Source organism: Sporosarcina sp. Marseille-Q4943 (assembly GCF_943736995.1).
GTDB lineage: Bacteria > Bacillota > Bacilli > Bacillales_A > Planococcaceae > Sporosarcina.
On the sequence record NZ_OX031157.1, the window covers coordinates 96,291 to 118,329 of the forward strand.

Consider the following 22,039-nt stretch of genomic DNA (forward strand, 5'->3'; position numbering starts at 1 on the left):
TCATTCCTTCACCTGTTTTTTATAGGCTTATTTCCAGTATTCTTTTATGAACTCGTCCCGTCCTGATTTGGCACGGTCCTCCTCATAATGGTCCTGCTCTTTTTCATAGTAATCCTGGTGATATTCTTCGGCACGGTAGAATGTCTCCGCTGGCCGGATATCTGTCACGATCGGCTTCGAAAACTTGCCGCTGTTGGCAAGCTCCTCTTTCGAATGCTCCGCAGCCTTCCTTTGTTCTTCATTATAATAAAAGATGGCTGTCGTATACGAGTGTCCGCGATCATGGAACTGTCCGCCCGCGTCGGTCGGATCGATCTGTGGCCAATATAATTCCAGCAGTTTTTCATATGTAAATATAGAAGGGTCATAAGTAATCTCGACGACTTCTAAATGTCCAGAATCGCCCTTTTTCACGTCCTCATAAGTAGGATTTTCAACGTGCCCACCCATATAGCCCGACACGACATCTACAATTCCATCCCATTCCTTGAATGGCTTCACCATGCACCAAAAACACCCGCCGGCAAAAGTAGCTTTCTCAGTTAGTCGACTTGTCATAATCTGCAACCCCTCTCCAATTCAATAACTAAATTGTAGCACACGAAAGAAAGGCTGCCTACATACGGTCTGATGACCGCAGTGCAACCTTTCCTCGAAGTGCCAATGAGTGGTTGTGCTTATTGTTTTATTGATTAATAGACAAAGCTTGCACCAATAATGATTAACAGGATGAAAAGCACAACAATCAAAGCAAAGGAAGAACCATATCCGCCTCCGTATTCACGTCCCATTTATACCACCACCTTCAATATAGACTATGCAAGAAAATAATCGATGCATAGGGAAATGACCAGAATCTGAAGCATTATCTAAAGGCACTCACATGGTATACTATCGTTATACATTCGCAACCAATGGCACTCAACAATCGTCCTATAGGTGACTTTACAATTTGGAGGAATTAATCTTGAACGAAGATCAGTACGAAGGCCCGGTGCCGAGAAGAAGAAGGCGAAGAAAACTACGGATTGGCAGGGTGTTTTTCACGTTTCTTTTCATCGGCTTCATCGTGGCGGGGCTTTATTCATACTTTCAATATAAGGAAGGCAAGTCATTGGCAAATGGGAATACAATCGATCCAGGTCCTTTCCGTGGTGATGTCATCGATCCACAAAACCCTTCAGTAGAGAATTATCTTCTATTGGGCATTGACGATGATGGGAGCGGAAAGTCGCGCACCGACACAATGATGGTCCTTTCTTGGAATAAACAAGAAGGATCGATCCGCCTTGTTTCGTTCATGCGGGATATTTACGCAGATATTCCTGGATATAAATCATATAAACTTAATACAGCTTATTACTTAAACGGAGTTCAGGCGGTAAAGGATACGATTACCGGAATGTTTGGCATCCCAATTCACCATTATGCAATCGTTGATTTTGATAATTTCGAGTCGATCGTCGATATCGCATTTCCTGATGGAATCACAATCGATGTTCAAAAAGAAATGTCTGAAAAAATCGGCGTGGCCCTCATGCCAGGCAAACAACGTCTGAACGGAAAGGAATTGCTTGGATATGCTCGTTTCCGCGCCGATGCTGAAGGGGATTTCGGCAGGGTGGCAAGGCAACAGGAGGTTATTTCAGCTGTAAAAGATGAGGCAATGAGACCCGAAATGCTTCTTCATCTTCCGAAGTTGTCAGGTGCGTTATCCGGCTTCATAGAGACGGACTTAACGGCAAAGGATGAAATCTCAAAAGCGTTCACTCTTCTAATGAAGGGCAAAGCCGATCTGGAAACGATGAGAATCCCTGTAGAAGGCACATATCGCTTCAACTCTTATTCACATGCAGGGTCAGTTATTGAGCTTGATATCGAAAAGAATAAGGAGGCACTAGCAGCCTTCCTTGATTTGGAGCTTGAGTGATGGAAAGTAGGGGGAGTCAATGGATTACGAAGAAATAAAATCAACAGACCGAAGCAAACAATTGAATGATGGAACACCACGGATTATCCGTTTCCTTGGAGGACGAGCTACAATGTTCGTACTCCTTTCGATCTTGTTAATCGGCCTGATTATTTTAGTGTTCAGCAAAGTTGCTTTCGTTTTTTATCCGATTAAAGTTTTCTTTTCAACTGTCGTGTTGCCGATAATCCTTGCAACAATCGCCTATTATTTGCTGCGGCCCATACTCCGTTTTTTGGAACGAATACGAATTCCAAGAGTATGGGGGATTTTCATCATTTTCGTCGGCCTCATCGGCTTAATAACGTTATTGGTGTTTCTCGTTTTTCCTTTTCTGAAAACGCAATTTGCTAACCTGATTGAAGAGTTTCCTACTTATTTCAATCAAATGCTCATTAATGTCGACTCATTTTTACGGACGTCAATTTTTTCAACGTATTATAAAGAATTGGATATTAACATTAGCAGTCTTCTCGACAACGGAAAAGGGAACATCGGTGATTTCATAACAGATGCAGTCGGTGGGATCGCTTCCGGCATCACATCATTCATTTCAGCATTGACTGGTTTCATTCTAGCAATCGTCACAGTTCCTTTTATTCTTTTTTATTTATTGAAGGACGGGGAGAAGCTTCCTCAGATGATTAAAAAAATGTTGCCACCACGACTTCGGGATGATGCAGAGGTCATTCTCAACGATGCCGATCATCAGATCAGCGCTTACATCCAAGGTCAAATTCTTGTAGCGATTAGCATCGGAATTATGGTGTCGATTGGTTTCCTCATTATCGGCATGAAATATGCACTGTTATTAGGTGCGCTGGCGATGTTTACAAGTGTCGTACCGTATTTAGGTCCACTCATTGCAATTACACCGGCAGTGATCATTGCCATCGTCACTTCACCATTAATGCTCGTGAAACTGGCCGCGGTCTGGACAATTGTTCAATTGGTCGATGGGAAATTCATATCTCCGCAAATTATGGGGAAGTCATTGAGAATCCATCCGATTACTATCATTTTCGTTTTGTTGACAGCAGGTTCTCTATTCGGAGTTGCGGGAGTTGTCCTTGGGATCCCCGGTTACGCTTTATTGAAAGTGGTGTTCACGCATTTGTTCGAGTTGCTGAAAGTAAGATATAATAAATACGAGCCGAATGATGCGATGCATTACGAAGATGTAAAAGAATAAAAGGAATGGACGTCCGGTAACGGGCGTTCATTTTTAATCAATAATATTATTATGTAAACCTATCAGCTATAACATATTGAAATATTGGAAGAGGGCACCCGATATAATATCGAGGTGCCTTTTGCTATTCCGTTTCATATATGATTGTTCCCGTCAATGAAAGATCATATCCTCCTAATGCGCCGATTTCATTTTGGAATTCCGGCGAGCGAAGGATGGATAAGATAGAGTGACGTACAATTTCATTCTCAGGAGTCTTGTACATGACGAGGTCATATTGCTCTTGGACGAGGGGGATGAAATCCACTCCTACTAATGCCGCAGCCTTTTCAATTCCGACACCGACATCCGCAAATCCGGATGCCACATTGCTTGCGACGGCGATATGGCTCATTTCCTCCGTATGGTAACCTTCGACGTTGCGGGGGATTATGCCTTCCAACCGCAATTTCTCGTCGAGCAGCACTCTCGCTCCTGAACCAATTTCCCGATTGACCATTCTGATAGACGGCTTGCTGAAATCTTTCCACGTCCGGATATTTTTCGGATTGTTCTTTTGTACGAATAGGCCCGCCGACCTTGACAGTAAATTGATGACGATGAATTCACGGCCGGTAAGTATTCTTTTGATATATGGAATATTATACGTGCCCGTCTCCCCATCGAACAGATGGGTGCTGACGATGTCGGCTTCTCCTTCGTACATTGCGAGCAAGCTGTTGAGACTACCGGTGTAGGAACGGAGCGGACGGTATCCAGTCCCGCATCTTTCAATTGCATTTGCAAGCAGATCCAGGGTGATGTCCTGCCCGCTAATGATCAGTTTCCTTTGTGAAGCCGGCTGGTACGGTCTGGGAGGGGGAGTGGATTCAGTCCTTTGAAACGGTTTTTCCGCTGTTTCGGAAATCACTTTTTCTTGTTTTTCAATCAACCCGCCGCTTTTGGATTTGTCCTTATAAGCTTCAAGGTCATCTGCATCGATTCTCATTTGCCTACCGACACGGTACGCGCGAAGATCTCCTTTTTTTATTAAATCATAAACGGTCAGTTTGGAGACTTTCAAAAGATCCGCAATTTCCTCGGTCGTATATGATGCTGCTTGATGATTAGCCATAAGTAACCTCCTGTAGTATTCTTATCTTCATTTTCTCTTATAACAAATATAAATGCAATCTATTCAGATATAATTGATGATAAGTAATTATTAGAAGTTATATTTAATTAAATATAGATATATTTAGTTATAATATGTACTATATGACAATAGGCAGTAATAACAAATGATAATAAGGAGAATTTGATATGAAATTGCTCGTTAAATGGTTGCTCCTTCTCGTTATAGCGGCAACTCCTTTTGGCTGCGCATCTACAGGTGGGAAGGGGGATACACAGATGGAATTGGGAATATCAGCCGCCGCAAGTTTGACGGATGCTTTAACTGAATTGAAACATGTGTACGAAAACGAAAATGATGAAGTTTCCATCACTTTGAATTTCGGGAGCTCCCGGAAACTTGCGACTCAAATTGAACAAGGCGCCCCCGCCGATATTTATCTTTCAGCAAGCACCGATGATATGATGAGGCTGAAGGAAAAGGAGCTTATCATTGATTCGACGGTCGTGAACATTACAGAAAACTCCCTTGTGTTAATTGCTAATAAGCTAGTAGAGAATCCAGCTTCATCTTTCAAACAGCTTAGTTCAGATGGAATTGATCAAATTTCAATTGGGGAGCCGGATTCTGTTCCAGCAGGGAAATATACAAAGGAGGTTTTGGAGCATCTCCAATTGTGGGCGCCCCTGAAAAATAAACTCGTCATGGGGTCGGACGTGAGGCAAGTGTTGACGCATGTCGAAATGGGGAATGCAGATTATGGGGTCGTATATGCGAGTGATGCGAGGACGTCTGATAAAGTGACTGTTGTTGCGGAAGCCGATCCCTTTTGGCATTCGAGGATCATCTATCCGGGAGCGGTCGTGAAAGGTTCCAATCACCCGGCTGCGTCAGAGGCATTCCTAGATTTCGTGGCGGGTAAAGAGGGAAAAGAAATTTTACAAAAGCATGGCTTCAAATGAGTAGCTTAGGAGGGGAGATGGGGATGGATTATTCACCATTAGTTCTTTCTTTAAAAGTGGCGGCCATTTCCACAACGGTCGTGTTCATTTCCGGTGTCTTTTTCGCACGCGTTTTTTCAAGAAAGCAATTTTTGGGTAAAACGGTGATCGAATCCTTCTTCATGCTGCCTCTCGTCTTGCCTCCTACTGTAGTCGGTTTCGCCTTATTGCTACTGTTTGGCAAGCATGGCTGGATCGGGAAGTGGCTGATGGAATGGTTTGGTGTCCAGGTTGTCTTCACTTGGCTTGGCGCCGTTATCGCTTCCATCGTCGTCTCCTTCCCTTTGATGTACCAAAGTGCAGCAGCCGCATTTGACAGTCTCGACGACCGGCTTGAAAACGCCGCCAGAACGTTAGGGGCATCCGAATGGCGCGTGTTCTGGACAATCGCTTTCCCGCTTGCCTGGCCAGGCCTCCTTGCCGGCCTCGTCCTTTCATTTGCGAGGGGGCTCGGCGAATTTGGTGCCACCCTCATGCTTGCGGGCTATATACCCGGTAAGACCGATACAATTCCGATGGCGATCTATTTCGCTGTCGAATCAGGGCAGATGGAGAAAGCGACGTTTTGGGTAGTTATCATCGTCGCATTAGGCTTCAGCACAATCATGTGGCTCAATTGGTGGAGCCGCCGAAACATGAGAAGGTATACGAATCAAAATCGAAGCAGGTGATTGGATGCTGGAAGTGAATATTAAAAAACAATTATCCCATTATGACTTGGATGTCGAATTTAACATGAAAGATGAAATACTCGTCTTGTTTGGTCCATCCGGATCCGGGAAAACAACGATCTTACATACGATTGCAGGATTGACGAAGCCTGATGAAGGATCGATCAAATTGGGTGGTAAGACCTTTTTCCAAGGCAATGGCAGCTCCCTATCCGTACAGGAGCGAAATATAGGGTTGCTGTTCCAAGACTATGCCTTGTTCCCGCATATGACAGTAGGCAAAAACATAAGGTATGGCATGAAAAGGAAGGATGAATTCCGATCCTTTGTTGTCGAACAGCTGTTGCATGTCCTAGGCATCCAACAGCTTTTATTAAAATATCCCCATCAAATATCCGGCGGCGAAAAACAAAGGGTGGCTCTTGCGCGAGCATTGGCGTCGGAGCCATCCATCCTGTTGCTGGATGAGCCTCTTTCTGCTTTAGATAGAGAAACGCGCATCGATTGTCAAAATGAATTGATTCGGCTGCATGAATTGTGGAAGATTCCGTTCATCATTGTGACGCATGATATGGAAGAAGCCGAAAAATTATGGGACCGGATATTATTTCTCGAGCATGGAAAGATCATCGAGGAAAGGGGAGCAACGAATCCTTCTATTTAACCTGATAATCCAGTGCTATAATTTGAGGTGAACATAATATGGGAATGGATGTGGGGGAGGTCGTGTGCCGGATCATCAGTTCGTAATGTTCTCTTTTGTGCATTTATCGGTTCTATTAATGGTTGCTATTATCATCGTGCTCCTCTATTGGCAACGGAAGAGGCTGCAAGTCAATTCTTCCAAACTGAAATGGGTCGAGCGGATTTTCGCACTATCTTTATTAGCAATGGATATCCTCTATCACATATGGCTCATCGTGACGGATCGATGGGCATTGGATGACTCACTGCCCCTTGAATTATGCAGCATCTCCCTATTCGTCTCGATTGTGCTGCTGTTGACGGGGAATCGCCATTTAACCGATTTTGTCATTTTTGCAGGCATCGGTGGCGCTTTACAAGCATTAGGAACACCTGTTCTCGACATGGATTTTCCGCATTTTCGCTTTTTCCATTTCTTCTACACGCATGTGGGAATCATTTTGACGGGGTTTTATTTTGTCTGGGTGAAAGGCTATAAACCTACGTTTAAAGGCGTATTGAAAACAATGGTGGTCATCAATGCACTTTTGCCGATCATTTTAGCAGTGAACTGGCTCGTTGAAGGGAATTATATGTTCCTGCGAATGAAACCTTATAATGGCAGCCTGCTAGATTTCCTCGGTCCTTACCCTTGGTATATTCTATCTTTAGAAGCGGTCGCATTTATCATATTTACGGTCATTTGGCTTTTATTACGGAAAAAGGGAAAAGAGTCAGGGAGTTAACTATGTTTTTCAGCATATTTTCCATATAGACAACCATTCATTGGGAATGCTAAAATTTACTAACCGACAACAGTGGGAGGGAGATGACGAAAATGGAATCGAGCAAACAAAACGGGGTAAAAGCGAAGATCAGTTTGAAAGATGCAGTCAAACAACAGCTTGAGGCTAAGAAGAATTCGACAAAGTCGACAAAAACAACAGGAAATCCAATTCAACAAACACCAAAAATGAAGAGCCAGCAATCGAAGAAAGTAACCCAATCAAGTCGCAAAATGGGTATTTGATCATGCTGAAAAAAGAAAAAGCAAATCCCTTACAAGGGATTTGCTTTTTTCTACTCTTACAATTGTTTCAGGAGATTTGCCATCTCGATAGCGGAAACTCCTACGTCCCACCCTTTATTTCCAGCCTTCGTCCCGGCGCGCTCAACCGCTTGTTCTATCGAATCGGTCGTCAATACGCCAAAGATGACTGGCACTTCTTCTGTCATATTTAGTGCGGCAACCCCTTTAGCCACTTCGTTGCATACGTAATCAAAGTGGGGAGTAGCCCCTCTAATGACGGTGCCTAATGTAATAACCGCATCATATTTCTTTGAAGCCGCCATCCGTTTTGCAATGAGAGGAATTTCAAAAGCGCCAGGAACCCAAGCGATTTCAATATCGTTCGCATCAACTCCGTGGCGGCGCAATGCGTCTTCAGCTCCACTGAGAAGCTTGCCTGAAATAAATTCGTTGAAGCGGGATACGACGATGCCGATTTTAAGTCCTGTACCGATTAAATGTCCTTCATATGTCATACTCATTTGTATTTCCTCCTCAGATATGCAGTAAATGCCCTAATTTCGCCTTTTTCGTCTCCATATAGAATCGGTTGCTTTCTTCTACAGGCAGTTCGATCGGGATACGATTTTCGACCACTATTCCGTGATCTGAAAGACCTTCAATTTTTCGTGGATTGTTCGTCAACAATTGAATATTGTTGTACCCAAGATCAGAAAGGATTTGTGCGCTGACGAAATACTCCCGTAAATCGTCACCGAAACCTAATCGGGCATTTGCCTCGACTGTATCATAGCCTTGCTCTTGAAGCTTATATGCTTTCATTTTATTGACGAGGCCGATTCCACGGCCTTCCTGACGCATATAAATAAGAACTCCCATCCCGGCTTCCTCAATTTGTGTAAGTGCAGCATGCAGCTGTGGACCGCAATCGCATCGACAAGAACCGAATACGTCACCCGTCAGGCATTCCGAATGGATTCTGACAAGAGGGGCCTCGCCGGGCGTGAAGTCGCCCACTTGACCTCTCACAAAAGCGATATGTTCGCGGCCGGTCAATTTTTCTACATAAGTGATTGCGGTGAAGTCGCCATACTTTGTCGGCATATGGATATCGACGACCCTTTCAACAAGCCTCTCATTTCTTTTCCGGTACGCAATCAATTCTTCTATCGTTAGGATAACCAGATCGTGCCGCTTTGCGATCTCCACTAACTCTTCTCCTCGGGCCATCGTTCCGTCGTCATTCATTATCTCACAAATGACGCCCGCTGAAGTAGCATCGGATAGACGGGCTAGGTCGACCGCAGCTTCCGTATGTCCTGGACGCACCAATACACCACCAGCTTTTGCGACTAACGGGAAAATGTGGCCCGGCCTTCTGAAGTCTGAAGGCTTCGAGTCTTTATCTATCATTTTGAAGATCGTTTCCGAGCGTTCAAATGCGGAAATCCCTGTATGGCAGGACGAATGATCAATACTAACTGTGAATGCAGTCCCATGGACATCAGTATTCGTGTTTGTCATTGGAGATAAATGAAGATCGTCTGCCAGCTGTTGTTCAATTGGAACACAAATGAGTCCACGTCCTTCCGTCGCCATGAAATTGATCATAGCTGGAGTCGCATAGTCAGCGAGCGCGACAAAATCACCTTCATTTTCACGACTTTCATCGTCCACGACGATAATCGCTTTACCTTTTTTCAATTCCTCGATCGCTTTTTCTACCGTAACGAACATAACTAACACCTCTCAATCCAAAAATCCGCTATTGGCTAGTGCTTCCATTGTCAGCCCGCCTGGCGGTTCAGCTTCTTTTCTTAAGACAATCCGCTCTATATATTTCGCAAGAATATCGCATTCCACATTGACATAGTCTCCGACACGCTTATGACCGAGAATAGAATCAGCTTGAGTGACGGGAATGAGGGATATCGTAAACCCTTGTTCAAATATGCTGAAAACAGTCAATGAAGTTCCGTCAACCGTTATCGAACCTTTAGGGACAAGATATGTTTGAAATGCGGAATCCATTTGAATATCGATATATATTGCATTTTCAATCGGACGCATCGCGATAATTTCACCGACGCAATCGACATGACCAGTTACAAAATGGCCGCCAAAACGGCCGTTCGCTGCCATAGCACGCTCCAAGTTCACACGGCTTCCGGATTTCAATGTGGAAAGTGCCGTCGCTATGAACGACTCGGGCATGACATCTGCTGCGAATTCGGTTTTTGAAAAATCCGATACAGTAAGACATACTCCATTGACGGAAATACTATCTCCCTTTTTCACGTCGGATAGCACATGACTGCATCGGATGATCAGTTGCATGGAGGATGAGCCTTTTTTTATCGCATGTACTGTTCCTATTTCTTCAACAATTCCTGTAAACAATCAGCTTACACCTCCAATCGGAAGAAGTGTATGAATCGGGATAGCTACTTTTGGCGTCCTAAGATGCCTATTTAAAATAAGTTGTAATGGGTTCTTTCCACCATGGGGCAAACGGGTGGCGAGGAAAGGGTTTTGGAGAAGAATAAAATGAAAAAATGCCCGGTTGCTAACATCCGCCTCTTTTTTACATAAATCAGTGATCACTTTAATTCCGGCAGTCCGAAGAAGCCTAATCCCATTTCCATTTACGGAAGGATTCGGATCTTTGGACTCGATGAATATATCGCGAATAACGCTTGCGATGATTTTTTCTGTACATGCAGGCGTATTCCCGACATGTACACAAGTTTTAAAAGTGACGCATAGATTTGCTAACTTCATATAATCGGCGTGGTCCATCGAATTCCCCCTTTCAATTTTTGAAAGGGCGGATATAGTTGGGCGTGGCCATCAAACGCGAACAACTTCTCCCATCCAGACTGTAACTGTCGGTGCCGGAGTTTCACCAGCTCCACCGTATCCATAAGGGTACGGGTCACGGACTGACAAGCATTGTGCTTGATCACCGTCGGTAAGGAATTTCACCTTGCCCCGAAGTGTCGTTTTGAATGAACCGATTCAAATTTAACACACTTCAGAAATGCATGCCAAGTAACTGAACATGAAAAGAATATAAAAGAATTAGTTTTCTGAGTGATTCAATGTTAAAATCAAAAGGAATCTATGATGAATAGCTTAGATTTTACAGTGACTTCATCAGAAAATGGGGCCAAATTCTTTATTGGAAAATGAGCCAATGTATCCAATCATTTGTTACAGGTTTAATAGAAATCCAAATAGCTGAAATAATGATTTACGTAACATATAATAAAAATGGAAATAAAAATACGAATGAGGATTGAAGCATAGGTTTGACCCCTATCTCGTTGGTTGGTCTCATCATGCTAGGGAAGAGGGATGTTGGTTAATGACTGGTTCGATTCATCAACGGAAAGCGGAGCATATCGACATCACGCTCAATGAAAAAGTGACAGGGAACGAAATTACGACCGGATTGGAAAGAGTTCACTTCATTCATAACGCTTTACCTGAAATAGACTTTAATGAAATCTCCATTGAAAGCAAATTTATTGGCCAAATGCGTCCAACGCCTTTTATGATCAGTTCCATGACTGGAGGAGCCGCATTCGCCGAAACAATTAACCGTAATTTGGCGCTTGCCGCAGAAGAAAAGGGCTGGATATTAGCTTTAGGATCTATGCGAGCATTAATCGAGAGCAAAGAGCATCGGGCATCATTTCAAGTGAGACAATACGCGCCATCCGTTCCAATTATCGCCAATTTAGGCGCGGTTCAATTGAATTACGGGTTTGGCGTCGATCAATGCAGGCAAATTATTGATATAACGGAAGCAGATGCCTTGGTGTTACATTTGAACAGTCTCCAGGAAGTCATTCAGCCGAACGGAGATTTAAATTTCAAGGATTTATTAGTGAAAATCGAAGAATTAACGAGAACGTTGAGGGTTCCAGTAGGTATTAAGGAAGTCGGATGGGGAATCGACGGAATGACGGCCAAAAAGCTTTGTGATGTCGGCGTGTCTTTTGTAGACGTAGCTGGTGCTGGCGGTACATCATGGAGCCAAGTGGAAAAATACCGCTCGACAGACCCGGTTAAACAAGCCGCTGCCGAAACGTTCAGCGTTTGGGGCATCCCTACAGTTGATTGCGTCGTTTCAGTACGTGAAAAGATCGGTGAACAATCGATTGTCGCAAGTGGCGGCATGGCAACAGGTTTGGATGCTGCCAAAACGATCGCTTTAGGGGCTGATATTGTCGGTTTTGGGAGATCTATTCTGAAAGAAGCGACACAGTCTCCAGAAGATGTCATCAGAGTGATGGAAACGAAAGAACTGGAGTTGCGCATGGCAATGTTCGGCATAGGTGCATCTACGTTGGCTGAACTTCAAGCGAGCGATAGAGTACGATATGAGAGATGATAAATGATTTAACGGACCACTTGCTAAGGCGGGTGGTCCATTTAATTTCTGCAGTGCAATAATCTGTCAATTAATTGCAAATAAGAACATTCGTTTGTATAATGGAGTTAAGAGCATTAAAAGGGGGATGGGGGAGTTGGCTCGAAATCCGGGAATGACAGACGATAAGATCATTGAATTGTACAACAGCGGGTTGCCTTATAACAAACTACGTGAAATTATTGGGTTGTCAGATCGTGCAATCCGAAATGTATTGACTAAGCATGGGGTCGAATTAAATCCGATAGGACGTCCACGCATCCATAAAGTAAACGAGGACTTTTTCAAAACATGGTCTCCTGAGATGGCTTGGGTATTGGGATTATTCATCACAGATGGTCATGTGAACAAAAGTGTTCATTCTGTTTATTTATCTCAAAATGACGAAGATCTATTAAGGAAAGTAGCTAAGCTTATGGGTGCATCTCCGACGATTGCACAAGGAACCGGCACAAGAAAAACCCCAATGCTGATCATCAACTCGAAGATCATCAAGCAGGATCTCGAACGGATTGGCATCACACCGAACAAATCATATACAGTGCCTTTTCCTGACGTGCCTGATATATATTTACCTGCATTTGTCAGGGGGGTTATTGATGGAGATGGTTGGGTTGACCGAGAGGGCTATTTAATGAACATAACGACAGCAAGCCTCGAAGTTGCACAAGGTTTACAAACAGTTTTTACTAATTGGGGATTATCCTCAACCATTGCTACGATAACGAGTTCTAAAGGTAAACCTATATATAGAGTATGGATAAGGGGTAAAGACCAATTATTGCGTCTCTCAGATATTTTGTATACTAATTGTGATGGTAACTATGTTGAAAATAAAATGATTCGGATGACCATTAATAAAATACCTACTCATTTAAGAAGCAAAGAAGAATATCTCACCGATAAAGGCAGAATCGCATTTCGGACAACGATTAGTAAATCAATACTGATGCAGCTTAAAAATATGGCAAAGGAACAGGAAAAGCCTATGAACCATATTTTAGAGGATTATTTTGAACAACTATTAGATAAAGGTACGATTTTGTATTGTAAGAGTGATCGTCCAAAAGATCGTATCCAATATAAGACCACTTACAAAAAAGATTTATTACATGATATAAGAGAATTTGCGAAAAGTAATGGATTATATATCAATGATGTAATTGAATATAGTACAGGATTAGGGAAGTACGACTAAACTGCCATTTATATGGCTCTCTTTTATTTTTAGTTTTTAGTTTACATAATATATATTATCGGTAGTTGTGTATCATTACAAAGTATACTTATAACAGTGAGACGAAACCGATTTTTTAGTTGAAACAAAAAACCTGCGGCGGATTATAAAATAACTTCCGCTGCAGGTTCTGTTTGTTTCTCTTCTAAAACAATATTTCTTCGTTTCATTTGGCTAAAAAACAACAACGTCAAACTTAAGCTGATCACTCCAAAAATAATGACCATCATCTGTAGCCCAACGATATCCAAAAATGCTCCTGCACTTAACAATACTACTTGGAACATGACCCGCTCCAACATATTCCGGAATGAGAAAAATCGTCCATGGTACGCTTTCGGCATCTGTTTCTGAAATACGACCATTGCTGTTGGGAAAAAACATCCTAATGCAAAGCCCAATACAGCAAATGCAACCAATGTCAAAACAATATTATGTGCAAAATATAGCAAGAACTCTGCAACTGCCACCATTGATGCAAAGAAGAATAAAATGACCGTCGTCTTCCATTTCCGTGTAATGAACTTTACTGCAAATGAGCCGATCATGAAGGCAATCCCTTCAAACGTATAAATTAACCCTTTAATCGATGCGGAATCTTGGATCTCACTAATATTGATGACAATTAGATTGAATGAACCGATAAATAACAATGGAATCATCGTCATAATTAATGTCATGCCGACTGCAGGATATGCTTTTAAAACAGGAAAAACTTCCATGAACCCGCCCTTATCTCCATCTTTCCGTTGGGAGCGCCCACTCCCCTTCCCTTCATCGATCTTCAGCATCATCGTGAAGCCCAACAGTGCCAGATACGCAATCATCGATACCCAATATAATGATGCCAACGACCAGTAAACGAGCATGACGCCTGCGAGAGCTGTACCGATGACGCGTGCTATTGTAGCAACGTTCATATGCATTCCGTTCATCGTCAGTAAATCTTCATCTTTTACGACTAGAGGGATAGCTGACTGTAATGCCGGAAAATAAAAAGTTGCAGATAATTGGATGGAAATGATAAATGCAACCATCCACCAGACAGATCCAGTTGTAATGGCTAGCAACATGAATAGCACACTGACGAGCCTTCCCATACCCGCTACAATCAAAACAGTCTTTTTCCTCGACTGATCAATGATCCGACCTGCTGTCGGACCTGCGATGATGCCGGCCAATAATCCGATGGATAAAATCATTGCCTTTACGAAATCAGATGGGATCTTCTCTTGTAGAAACTCCAGATTACCAATGATTCCTGTCCATAATCCGAGTCCGGCAATCATTTCTCCCGCAAGAATGATCCAAACGTTACGGTTTTTCCACATGCGCATTCCCCATTATTCTTTTTTTATTTCGACTTTCGAACTATTATACGTTAAAACCTTCCAAATGTCACTACATCTTTAGACGTACTAAAACGCCTGCCGACATCTTGCCAGCAGGCGTTTTTCATCAAGCTTTCGTTTCAGCTTTCACTTCTTTATATAGAGCAGTCACTTTTCCTTCTTTGCTTTCGTCAACCATCGAGCTTCCATTCGAATAGCGATCGACGAGCCGCAATGATCCGGCATCGACAGCAACTTTATTATCTTTGCTAGTCGATAGGATGATCGTGTCGCTAGGTTTGACAAATTGAGTGCCAATAATCCGATGCGGATTCGTTTTCAACTCTTTCAACACTACAATGCCCCGCTGAGCCCTAGAGGCGACCTCCAGTTCCTTCAAAGCCATCCTCTTGACTGATCCTCTATGTGTGGCAATTAGGATTGATTCAGCTTCGTCTCGTACGACGAGCATGGAAGCAAGCTTGTCTTCCGTCCTCAAATTGAGGCCACGTACGCCAGCGGTCCGTACACCCGTCACTGACAACTCAGTGAGTGAAAACCGCAACGCGAATGCCTGTTCGCTGAATAGGATTATATCTTCTTCACCCGATACGAGTTGCACATCGACTAACCGGTCGCCTTTTTTCAAATTCATCGCCTTGAATGTCCGAGAATAGCGTTGCACTTGGAAATCGGATAGCTTCGACATCTTGACGTTTCCGTTATCTGCAGCTGTCAATACTAATGTTTGTTCGTCAAAGCTTTCAATTCCGATTGCCGAGATGATTTCCTCATTCGGTTCAAGAGAAATGATACTTGATATGTGTTGACCGAGATCCCGCCAGCGGATATCCGGCAATTCATGCACGGGTTGATATAGATAATTTCCGAGAGAAGTGAATAATAGCAAATGGTGCTGCGTATTCATGACCGATTCCAACAGACTATAATCGGATTCCTTCATCTCTTGGCCGGTGCCGTTAGATGCACTGTACGAACGGATGCTCGTCCGTTTTACATAGCCGTCCTTTGTCACCGATACGACGACTTCTTCGCTCGGAACAAGGATGTCGAGGTCGACTTTGATGTTTTCGATCTTCTCTTCGATGACAGACCTTCTTTGTTCAGAGAATTGCTTACGGACTTCAAGTAACTCCTTCTTGATGACTGTGGAAAGCTTTTTATCGCTTTTCAGAATAGCATCCAACTGATCGATTAGCTTCCTTAGTTCCGCATCCTCTTTTTTCAGCTCAGTAATATCCGTATTCGTCAATCGATATAACTGGAGAGATACGATTGCTTCTGCTTGAACTTCGGTAAATCCGAATTTTTCAATAATATTATTCTTCGCATCCCGCTTGTCTTTTGAAGCCCTGATCGCCTTGATCACCTCATCAAGTATCGATAAAGCTTTCATCAAACCTTCCACGATATGCAGTCGGTCTTTCGCTTTCTGGATATCGTACTCGGAGCGTCTCGTGACGACCTCTTTTTGGTGGTCGATGTATGCATCTAATAGCATCGGCAACGACATAAGCGTCGGTCTTCTATTCGAGATGGCGACCATATTGAAGTTATACGTCACTTGAAGATCGGTATTTTTCAATAAGTATTGCAGAATTGCATTGCCGTCTATATCTTTCTTCAATTCCACAACAATTCGCAGCCCAGTACGGTCTGATTCATCTCGCACATCTGCAATGCCATCTAGTTTTCGATCCAACCGGAGTTCGTCCATCTTTTTCACTAAATTCGCTTTATTGACATCATATGGAATTTCAGTGATGACAATTTGGGATTTACCTGCTTTTAACGATTCGATTTCTGATTTTGCGCGGATGATGAAACGGCCTCTGCCTGTTTCGTACGCAGTCTTGATTCCATCTGTCCCTTGAATGATTGCACCAGTCGGGAAGTCAGGACCTTTCAAGACCGTCATCAACTGCTCCACGGACACGTTAGGGTCATCCATTCTCATCAGTACTGCATCGATAACTTCGTGTAATGCATGCGGTGGAATATCTGTAGCATATCCAGCAGAAATCCCGGTAGATCCATTGACGAGCAAATTCGGGAAGCGGGAAGGCAAAACGGTCGGCTCGGGTTCTGTATCATCGAAGTTTGGAATGAACTCCACTGTGTTCTTACCAATGTCACGTAGCATTTCCGAAGCAATTGCAGATAGCCTTGCCTCCGTATATCGCATTGCAGCTGCCGGATCGCCATCTACAGAACCGTTGTTCCCGTGCATTTCAATCATGAGATGGCGAAGTTTCCATTCCTGGCTCATCCGCACCATAGCGTCATAAACCGAAGTGTCTCCGTGTGGATGGTAGTTGCCGATGACATTCCCGACCGTTTTTGCTGATTTCCTGAATGCCTTATCATGGGTGTTCCCCTCATGGAACATCGCATACAGTATCCTTCTCTGAACAGGTTTCAAGCCATCCCTAGCGTCCGGCAGTGCCCTGTCCTGAATGATGTATTTACTATAACGTCCAAAACGGTCGCCAATCACTTCTTCCAAAGGCAAGTCTTGGAATCGCTCAGTTGAAGTCATTCAAAGTCCCCCTCAACGTGCAAAAATTCATTTTCTAAAATGTTTTGGTCTTCGGTACCGAAATCGACGTTTGATTCGATCCATTTCCTGCGCGGTTCGACCTTGTCTCCCATTAGAGTGGTAACTCGTCGTTCCGATTGCGCACCGTCTTCAATCGTCACACGGATGAGAGTACGGGTTTCAGGGTTCATCGTCGTTTCCCATAATTGATCGGCATTCATTTCACCGAGACCTTTATAGCGCTGGAGCATATAGCCACGGCCTATTTTTTTGATTGCTTGGTCGAGATCGGCTTCCGTCCACGCATATTCCACTATCTCCTTTTTGCCTGTCCCTTTGAAGACTTTATAAAGTGGCGGTAATGCGATAAACACTTTTCCTGCCTCGATCAACGGCTTCATGTAACGATAGAAGAACGTCAAGAGAAGCACTTGGATATGTGCCCCGTCCGTATCTGCGTCCGTCATAATGATCACTTTATCGTATGCGATATCATCGATTTGGAAATCAGCGCCGACCCCTCCGCCGATAGCGTGGATAATCGTGTTGATCTCCTCGTTTTTCATAATATCCTCTAATTTAGCCTTTTCGGTATTGATTACCTTACCGCGCAGAGGCAAAATTGCCTGGAATGTCCTATCCCGTCCTTGCTTGGCAGAACCGCCCGCGGAATCCCCTTCGACTAGGTATAATTCATTTTTTGCAGCATTCCTCGACTGTGCAGGTGTCAGTTTTCCTGTCAGCAGCGTATCCGAGCGGCGACGTTTTCTACCGGAACGGGCATCTTCACGCGCCTTACGAGCAGCCTCTCTCGCCTGTTGTGCACGGATCGCTTTACGGATCAGGTTGCCGCTCAGCTCAGCATTCTCTTCAAGGAAGTAGAGTAGCTGCTGGGAGACGATTGCATCGGTTGCCGTTCTCGCTTCGCTTGTCCCTAATTTTCCCTTCGTCTGTCCTTCAAATTGGAGAATTTCTTCAGGAATGCGGACTGAAACAATCGCGGAAATGCCTTCCCGTATATCAGAACCATCGAGGTTTTTATCTTTTTCCTTCAATATTCCAGTTTTCCTCGCATACTCATTGAATACGCGTGTCATTGCAGTCTTCGCACCTGTTTCGTGCGTGCCGCCATCCTTCGTCCGCACATTATTGACGAATGAGAGAATTGTTTCAGAATAGCCATCGCTGAATTGAAACGCGAATTCCACTTCAATCCCTTCCGTCACGCCTTCGAGGTAGGCAACATCGTGAAGGACGTCTTTCTCTTCATTCAAATAAGAGATGAACGCTTCGATACCCGTTTCGTAATGGAAGACATCATGCTTCTCGGTGCCTTCTTCTTTCAGGTCGATTTTCAATCCTTTTAGCAGGAATGCAGATTCGCGTAAACGTTCCGACAGCAATTCATATTGATATTTAATCGTTGAGAAGATCGCTGGATCCGGTTTGAAGTGTATCAAAGTACCTTTCTCTCTCGTCGTACCGATTTCTTCTAATGTAGTTACCGGTTTTCCGCCATTTTCAAAACGTTGCCTGAATTTCTTTCCATCACGAAAAATCGTCACTTCCAGCCACTCGGAAAGGGCATTGACAACTGATGCACCTACACCGTGTAGGCCGCCACTTGTCTTATAACCTCCTTGCCCAAACTTTCCGCCAGCGTGAAGGACGGTCAAAATAACTTCTACCGTCGGTTTTCCCGTCTTATGCATTCCCGTAGGCATTCCGCGTCCGTAGTCACGTACGCCAATGCTGCCGTCTTTGTGTATCGTAACGTCAATTTCAGAACCATATCCTGCTAGCGCTTCGTCAACTGCGTTATCGACGATTTCATAGACAAGATGATGAAGCCCCCTGGAATCCGTGGAACCAATATACATTCCCGGGCGTTTCCTTACAGCATCAAGGCCTTCCAGCACTTGAATCGAATCATCATCGTATGTGTAAATTTCTTCCTTCTTCGTCAAATCGCAACCCCCATCAAACGAATGTTCTCTTTTTATTTATATACTATCGTATCGCTTCCTGTAAAGCTTGTCAAATCAACGTTTCAAGAAGCTCGCTCAATTAATTGTATAGAAAGAACCGGCTGATTGCAATGAGATGAGGAAAATCTAGACAATCGGCTTATTACATTACTTAACACATTCCATTGTCGGCATTCATCTGTTCTGCTAAACTGAAACACATATATACTCACTACTGATAAAGGGGAGCGTCATGGAAATTATCATTCTTATACTAATCGCTTATGTACTCGGCTCCATTCCATCTGCATTGTGGGTCGGCAAACTTTTTTATAGTACAGATGTCCGACAGCATGGTAGTGGAAATCTCGGTGCTACAAACACTTTCAGGGTTCTAGGAAAAACGGCAGGTCTGATCGTCACCATTCTTGATATTTTAAAAGGGACAGCTGCCGTGCTGCTTCCACTATTGCCTTATTTCAGTGCAGCAGGGATTCACCCGCTTTTACTCGGTGTAGTCGCTGTAATCGGCCATATGTTTCCTGTCTTTGCAAAGTTCAAAGGAGGCAAAGCTGTTGCTACTTCAGGTGGTGTTTTACTTGGATATAACTGGCCGATTTTCATTATCGTCCTCCTTACGTTCCTCATCACTTTGAAGTTAACAAAAATGGTATCCCTCTCCTCGATGATCGTGGCAGTTGTCGGATTCATTTACTGTCTCGCCTTCTATGTATGGACGGGCGATTTCTATCTAATGATCATTGTCGGTTTAATGGGGGTTTTCATCTTTTATAGGCATCGAGCGAATATTGCTAGGATTAAAGCGGGAACCGAGCCAAAAGTGAAGTGGTTATAATACAATGGAAGCAGCAACCGAAAGGCGGGATACTGGAATGAAGATCGTTTTATCGGATGATGCACTAAATTGGTTTATAGAGGAGATGGAAGCCGAAACAGGCGATTATATAAAGTTTTTCGCCCGGTATGGCGGTTCCAGCGCGTTGCATGATGGATTCTCGCTCGGGATTATGAAAGAGAAGCCTGATGAAGTGGCGGTCGAGACGGAGAAGAACGGTATTCATTTCTATATTGAAGATAGAGATTACTGGTATTTTGATGAACACGATCTCCATGTAGATGTCAATACCAAATTGAATGAACTCGTTTATACGTATGAAAAAGCGTGATGGCTCAGCCACACGCTTTTTTCGTTCCTCAATTTCCCATTTCTGCACTGTAATCTATTTGTAAAGAAGTCCTTTGAGTCTCCTGCTGGCTTGAAGTCTCGCAAACCGGCTTTTCCTTAGGTAAATATTCCCTCGAATTAACTCCCTTTTTCCATGCTACTATCGTTCTCAGGTAAGACATTACAACTTCCAGGAGGCAAAACATGAAACGTAAACTTCTCTCAGCAGCATTAATCACTTGTGTAAGTGTCAGCTCACTTGCCATTCCATCATACGATCAAGCTCAAACAGTCTCTGCCGCCACGATAACATCTCAAGCATCGCAACAGGCAGTTGCAGCAAAAGCGGAGCAATTGATCCAAACGGCAAAAAGTTTGATCGGAAAATCGACATATAGTACGGCAGTATACAAGCCTACATATCCGTATAAGTTTTCTTGCGCCACTTTCCTAATGTATATATTCGAAAAAAATGGCGTAGACCTTGCAACGTACAATGAAGACTACATGATGCAGCAAGGCACCCCCGTTGCAAAAGGCCAATGGCAAAAAGGGGATCTCCTCTTCTTCAGCAGTAAGGCATCGAAGGTCCCAGATCATGTCGCCATGTATATCGGTAATAATAAGGTCATTCATATGGCAGATCCCAAACAAAATATCATTATCGCCGACTTAAATAGCAAACCGTATTATACAGAAAGCTATATCGGTGCACGCCGTGTACTCCCTAGTTTAATGTCGGCCAACCCGGCAACGACAGGCGATAAAATTGTCAGCCTTGCCTATGATTTGAAAGATACGGCGACAATTGGATCAGTGAACAATGAAAGCACTAAAAAGTTCACGAGTACTGGTTTTGTAAATTATGTTTACAAAAACAACGGAATCACTTTGAATGCAACGAGTCTTAAAGCACTACAGAGCAAGGGTACGACAGTTTCCCGCTCCAACTTGAAGAAAGGTGATCTGGTCTTCTTCAATAGCGTGACAGGGTCAACGAATCCTAGCTTGGTTGCCATTTATGCAGGCGATCATCGTCTCATCCTCCCGAATTCGGGTGGTGTTGTGACAAGGGTTATGCTTGTAGACTACTATAAAGATCATTATATTACGGCAAAAAGGGTTGTTACAGACAACACGGCAGTTGCACCTTCCGTATCCAAGCCGTCCACTACAACGACTGCACCATCCGTGTCTAAACCAACAACAACGACTGCAACAACATCTGCGGACAAGCTTGTGAACTTTGCACAAAGCCTTACGACCAAAGCGAAATTCGGTTATGTATATAATGAAAGTACATTGACATTCACAGGTGCTGGCTTCACTTATTATGTATATAAAAAGCAAGGAATTGATTTGAAAAGCAAATCGGCTAGCCAGCAATCTCAAGTCGGGACTGCCGTTCTGAAATCCAATCTTAAAAAAGGAGACCTTCTCTTCTTCTCTTTGGATAATAAAAGAACTCGCATCACCCAAACGGGCATTTATATCGGAGGTAACCAATTTATTAGCCTTTCCACTTCCGGCAAGGTTGTAACGCAAAGCCTATCCTCTACGTGGGCAACGCAAAACTTCATGAAAGCGCGTCGCGTCCTTTCAAACTGAATAAGAATAGAAGAAGCATCTTAACGTCGTAACGTTGGATGCTTCTTTTCC

22 protein-coding genes and 1 riboswitch are annotated in these 22,039 nt (G+C 43.6%); of the genes, 12 read left to right on the top strand and 10 right to left on the bottom strand.

Annotated elements, in window-relative coordinates:
• Nucleotides 1-27: 27 nt before the first annotated feature.
• Both msrA and NIT04_RS09300 read right to left on the bottom strand, forming a co-directional pair.
• Nucleotides 28-558: a peptide-methionine (S)-S-oxide reductase MsrA gene (gene msrA, locus NIT04_RS09295; protein WP_252503342.1), complete on the bottom strand. Its 531-nt coding sequence runs from the start codon at nt 556-558 to the stop codon at nt 28-30.
• Between the two features lie 134 nt (nt 559-692).
• Nucleotides 693-791 carry a YjcZ family sporulation protein gene (locus NIT04_RS09300; RefSeq protein ID WP_252503343.1) on the bottom strand — a complete coding sequence of 33 codons (99 nt, stop codon included), beginning with the start codon at nt 789-791 and terminating at the stop codon, nt 693-695.
• A 176-nt stretch (nt 792-967) separates the two neighbouring features.
• Here NIT04_RS09300 and NIT04_RS09305 point away from each other — a divergent pair, with 176 nt between their 5' ends.
• Both NIT04_RS09305 and NIT04_RS09310 read left to right on the top strand, forming a co-directional pair.
• Complete coding sequence (locus NIT04_RS09305) at nt 968-1,930, top strand: LCP family protein (protein WP_252503344.1); 963 nt, start codon at nt 968-970, stop codon at nt 1,928-1,930.
• Nucleotides 1,931-1,949: 19 nt separating this feature from the next.
• Nucleotides 1,950-3,161: an AI-2E family transporter gene (locus NIT04_RS09310; protein ID WP_252503345.1), complete on the top strand. Its 1,212-nt coding sequence runs from the start codon at nt 1,950-1,952 to the stop codon at nt 3,159-3,161.
• 124 nt (nt 3,162-3,285) lie between these two features.
• Here the strand turns inward: NIT04_RS09310 and NIT04_RS09315 are convergent, their stop codons facing one another.
• Nucleotides 3,286-4,275 carry a helix-turn-helix transcriptional regulator gene (locus tag NIT04_RS09315; protein ID WP_252503346.1) on the bottom strand — a complete coding sequence of 330 codons (990 nt, stop codon included), beginning with the start codon at nt 4,273-4,275 and terminating at the stop codon, nt 3,286-3,288.
• A 188-nt stretch (nt 4,276-4,463) separates the two neighbouring features.
• Between NIT04_RS09315 and modA the strand changes: the two genes are divergently transcribed.
• The 5 genes from modA to NIT04_RS09340 all read left to right on the top strand — a co-directional run bounded on the left by modA (nt 4,464) and on the right by NIT04_RS09340 (nt 7,661).
• A complete protein-coding gene (gene modA, locus NIT04_RS09320; protein WP_252503347.1) occupies nt 4,464-5,237 on the top strand; it encodes a molybdate ABC transporter substrate-binding protein in 774 nt (257 codons plus the stop codon).
• Between the two features lie 23 nt (nt 5,238-5,260).
• Complete coding sequence (gene modB / locus NIT04_RS09325; protein WP_371922528.1) at nt 5,261-5,947, top strand: molybdate ABC transporter permease subunit; 687 nt, start codon at nt 5,261-5,263, stop codon at nt 5,945-5,947.
• Nucleotides 5,948-5,951: 4 nt separating this feature from the next.
• Nucleotides 5,952-6,611 carry an ABC transporter ATP-binding protein gene (locus NIT04_RS09330; protein WP_252503348.1) on the top strand — a complete coding sequence of 220 codons (660 nt, stop codon included), beginning with the start codon at nt 5,952-5,954 and terminating at the stop codon, nt 6,609-6,611.
• A gap of 64 nt (nt 6,612-6,675) precedes the next feature.
• Entirely contained in the window at nt 6,676-7,377 is a 702-nt protein-coding gene (locus tag NIT04_RS09335; protein ID WP_252503349.1) for a TIGR02206 family membrane protein, read from the top strand.
• Between the two features lie 92 nt (nt 7,378-7,469).
• Nucleotides 7,470-7,661: a hypothetical protein gene (locus NIT04_RS09340; protein ID WP_252503350.1), complete on the top strand. Its 192-nt coding sequence runs from the start codon at nt 7,470-7,472 to the stop codon at nt 7,659-7,661.
• A 56-nt stretch (nt 7,662-7,717) separates the two neighbouring features.
• On the opposite strand, the gene ribE (NIT04_RS09345) is transcribed toward NIT04_RS09340, so the two are convergent.
• The 4 genes from ribE (NIT04_RS09345) to NIT04_RS09360 are packed head-to-tail and all read right to left on the bottom strand — an operon-like array spanning nt 7,718 to nt 10,460.
• On the bottom strand, nt 7,718-8,182 hold the full coding sequence (gene ribE, locus NIT04_RS09345) for a 6,7-dimethyl-8-ribityllumazine synthase (protein WP_305880100.1): 465 nt from the start codon (nt 8,180-8,182) through the stop codon (nt 7,718-7,720).
• Between the two features lie 13 nt (nt 8,183-8,195).
• Nucleotides 8,196-9,398 (bottom strand): bifunctional 3,4-dihydroxy-2-butanone-4-phosphate synthase/GTP cyclohydrolase II, encoded by a 1,203-nt coding sequence (locus NIT04_RS09350; protein WP_252503351.1) that lies wholly within the window; start codon nt 9,396-9,398, stop codon nt 8,196-8,198.
• 12 nt (nt 9,399-9,410) lie between these two features.
• The gene (gene ribE, locus NIT04_RS09355) at nt 9,411-10,061 is read right to left on the bottom strand and encodes a riboflavin synthase (protein ID WP_252503352.1); all 651 of its coding nucleotides are present in this window, start codon (nt 10,059-10,061) and stop codon (nt 9,411-9,413) included.
• Nucleotides 10,062-10,460: a hypothetical protein gene (locus NIT04_RS09360; protein ID WP_252503353.1), complete on the bottom strand. Its 399-nt coding sequence runs from the start codon at nt 10,458-10,460 to the stop codon at nt 10,062-10,064.
• Between the two features lie 59 nt (nt 10,461-10,519).
• Nucleotides 10,520-10,664: riboswitch (FMN riboswitch) on the bottom strand.
• A gap of 364 nt (nt 10,665-11,028) precedes the next feature.
• Here NIT04_RS09360 and fni point away from each other — a divergent pair.
• Together fni and NIT04_RS09370 are read left to right on the top strand one after the other, a co-directional pair.
• Entirely contained in the window at nt 11,029-12,060 is a 1,032-nt protein-coding gene (fni, locus tag NIT04_RS09365; RefSeq protein ID WP_252503354.1) for a type 2 isopentenyl-diphosphate Delta-isomerase, read from the top strand.
• Nucleotides 12,061-12,196: 136 nt separating this feature from the next.
• Nucleotides 12,197-13,297 carry an LAGLIDADG family homing endonuclease gene (locus NIT04_RS09370; protein ID WP_252503355.1) on the top strand — a complete coding sequence of 367 codons (1,101 nt, stop codon included), beginning with the start codon at nt 12,197-12,199 and terminating at the stop codon, nt 13,295-13,297.
• 143 nt (nt 13,298-13,440) lie between these two features.
• On the opposite strand, the gene NIT04_RS09375 is transcribed toward NIT04_RS09370, so the two are convergent.
• The 3 genes from NIT04_RS09375 to parE all read right to left on the bottom strand — a co-directional run bounded on the left by NIT04_RS09375 (nt 13,441) and on the right by parE (nt 19,194).
• Nucleotides 13,441-14,667: an MFS transporter gene (locus NIT04_RS09375; protein WP_252503356.1), complete on the bottom strand. Its 1,227-nt coding sequence runs from the start codon at nt 14,665-14,667 to the stop codon at nt 13,441-13,443.
• Between the two features lie 127 nt (nt 14,668-14,794).
• Nucleotides 14,795-17,227, bottom strand: a complete 2,433-nt coding sequence (parC, locus tag NIT04_RS09380) for a DNA topoisomerase IV subunit A (RefSeq protein ID WP_252503357.1) — start codon at nt 17,225-17,227, stop codon at nt 14,795-14,797.
• Nucleotides 17,224-19,194: a DNA topoisomerase IV subunit B gene (gene parE, locus NIT04_RS09385; RefSeq protein WP_252503358.1), complete on the bottom strand. Its 1,971-nt coding sequence runs from the start codon at nt 19,192-19,194 to the stop codon at nt 17,224-17,226. The genes parC and parE overlap by 4 nt, the downstream gene beginning before the upstream one ends.
• Before the next feature lie 253 nt (nt 19,195-19,447).
• Between parE and plsY the strand changes: the two genes are divergently transcribed.
• From plsY to NIT04_RS09400, 3 genes are all read left to right on the top strand, one after another.
• Nucleotides 19,448-20,050, top strand: a complete 603-nt coding sequence (gene plsY, locus NIT04_RS09390; RefSeq protein WP_252503359.1) for a glycerol-3-phosphate 1-O-acyltransferase PlsY — start codon at nt 19,448-19,450, stop codon at nt 20,048-20,050.
• A gap of 37 nt (nt 20,051-20,087) precedes the next feature.
• Nucleotides 20,088-20,381 carry a HesB/YadR/YfhF family protein gene (locus tag NIT04_RS09395; protein ID WP_252503360.1) on the top strand — a complete coding sequence of 98 codons (294 nt, stop codon included), beginning with the start codon at nt 20,088-20,090 and terminating at the stop codon, nt 20,379-20,381.
• 203 nt (nt 20,382-20,584) lie between these two features.
• Nucleotides 20,585-21,988: a C40 family peptidase gene (locus NIT04_RS09400; RefSeq protein ID WP_252503361.1), complete on the top strand. Its 1,404-nt coding sequence runs from the start codon at nt 20,585-20,587 to the stop codon at nt 21,986-21,988.
• Nucleotides 21,989-22,039: the final 51 nt, after the last annotated feature.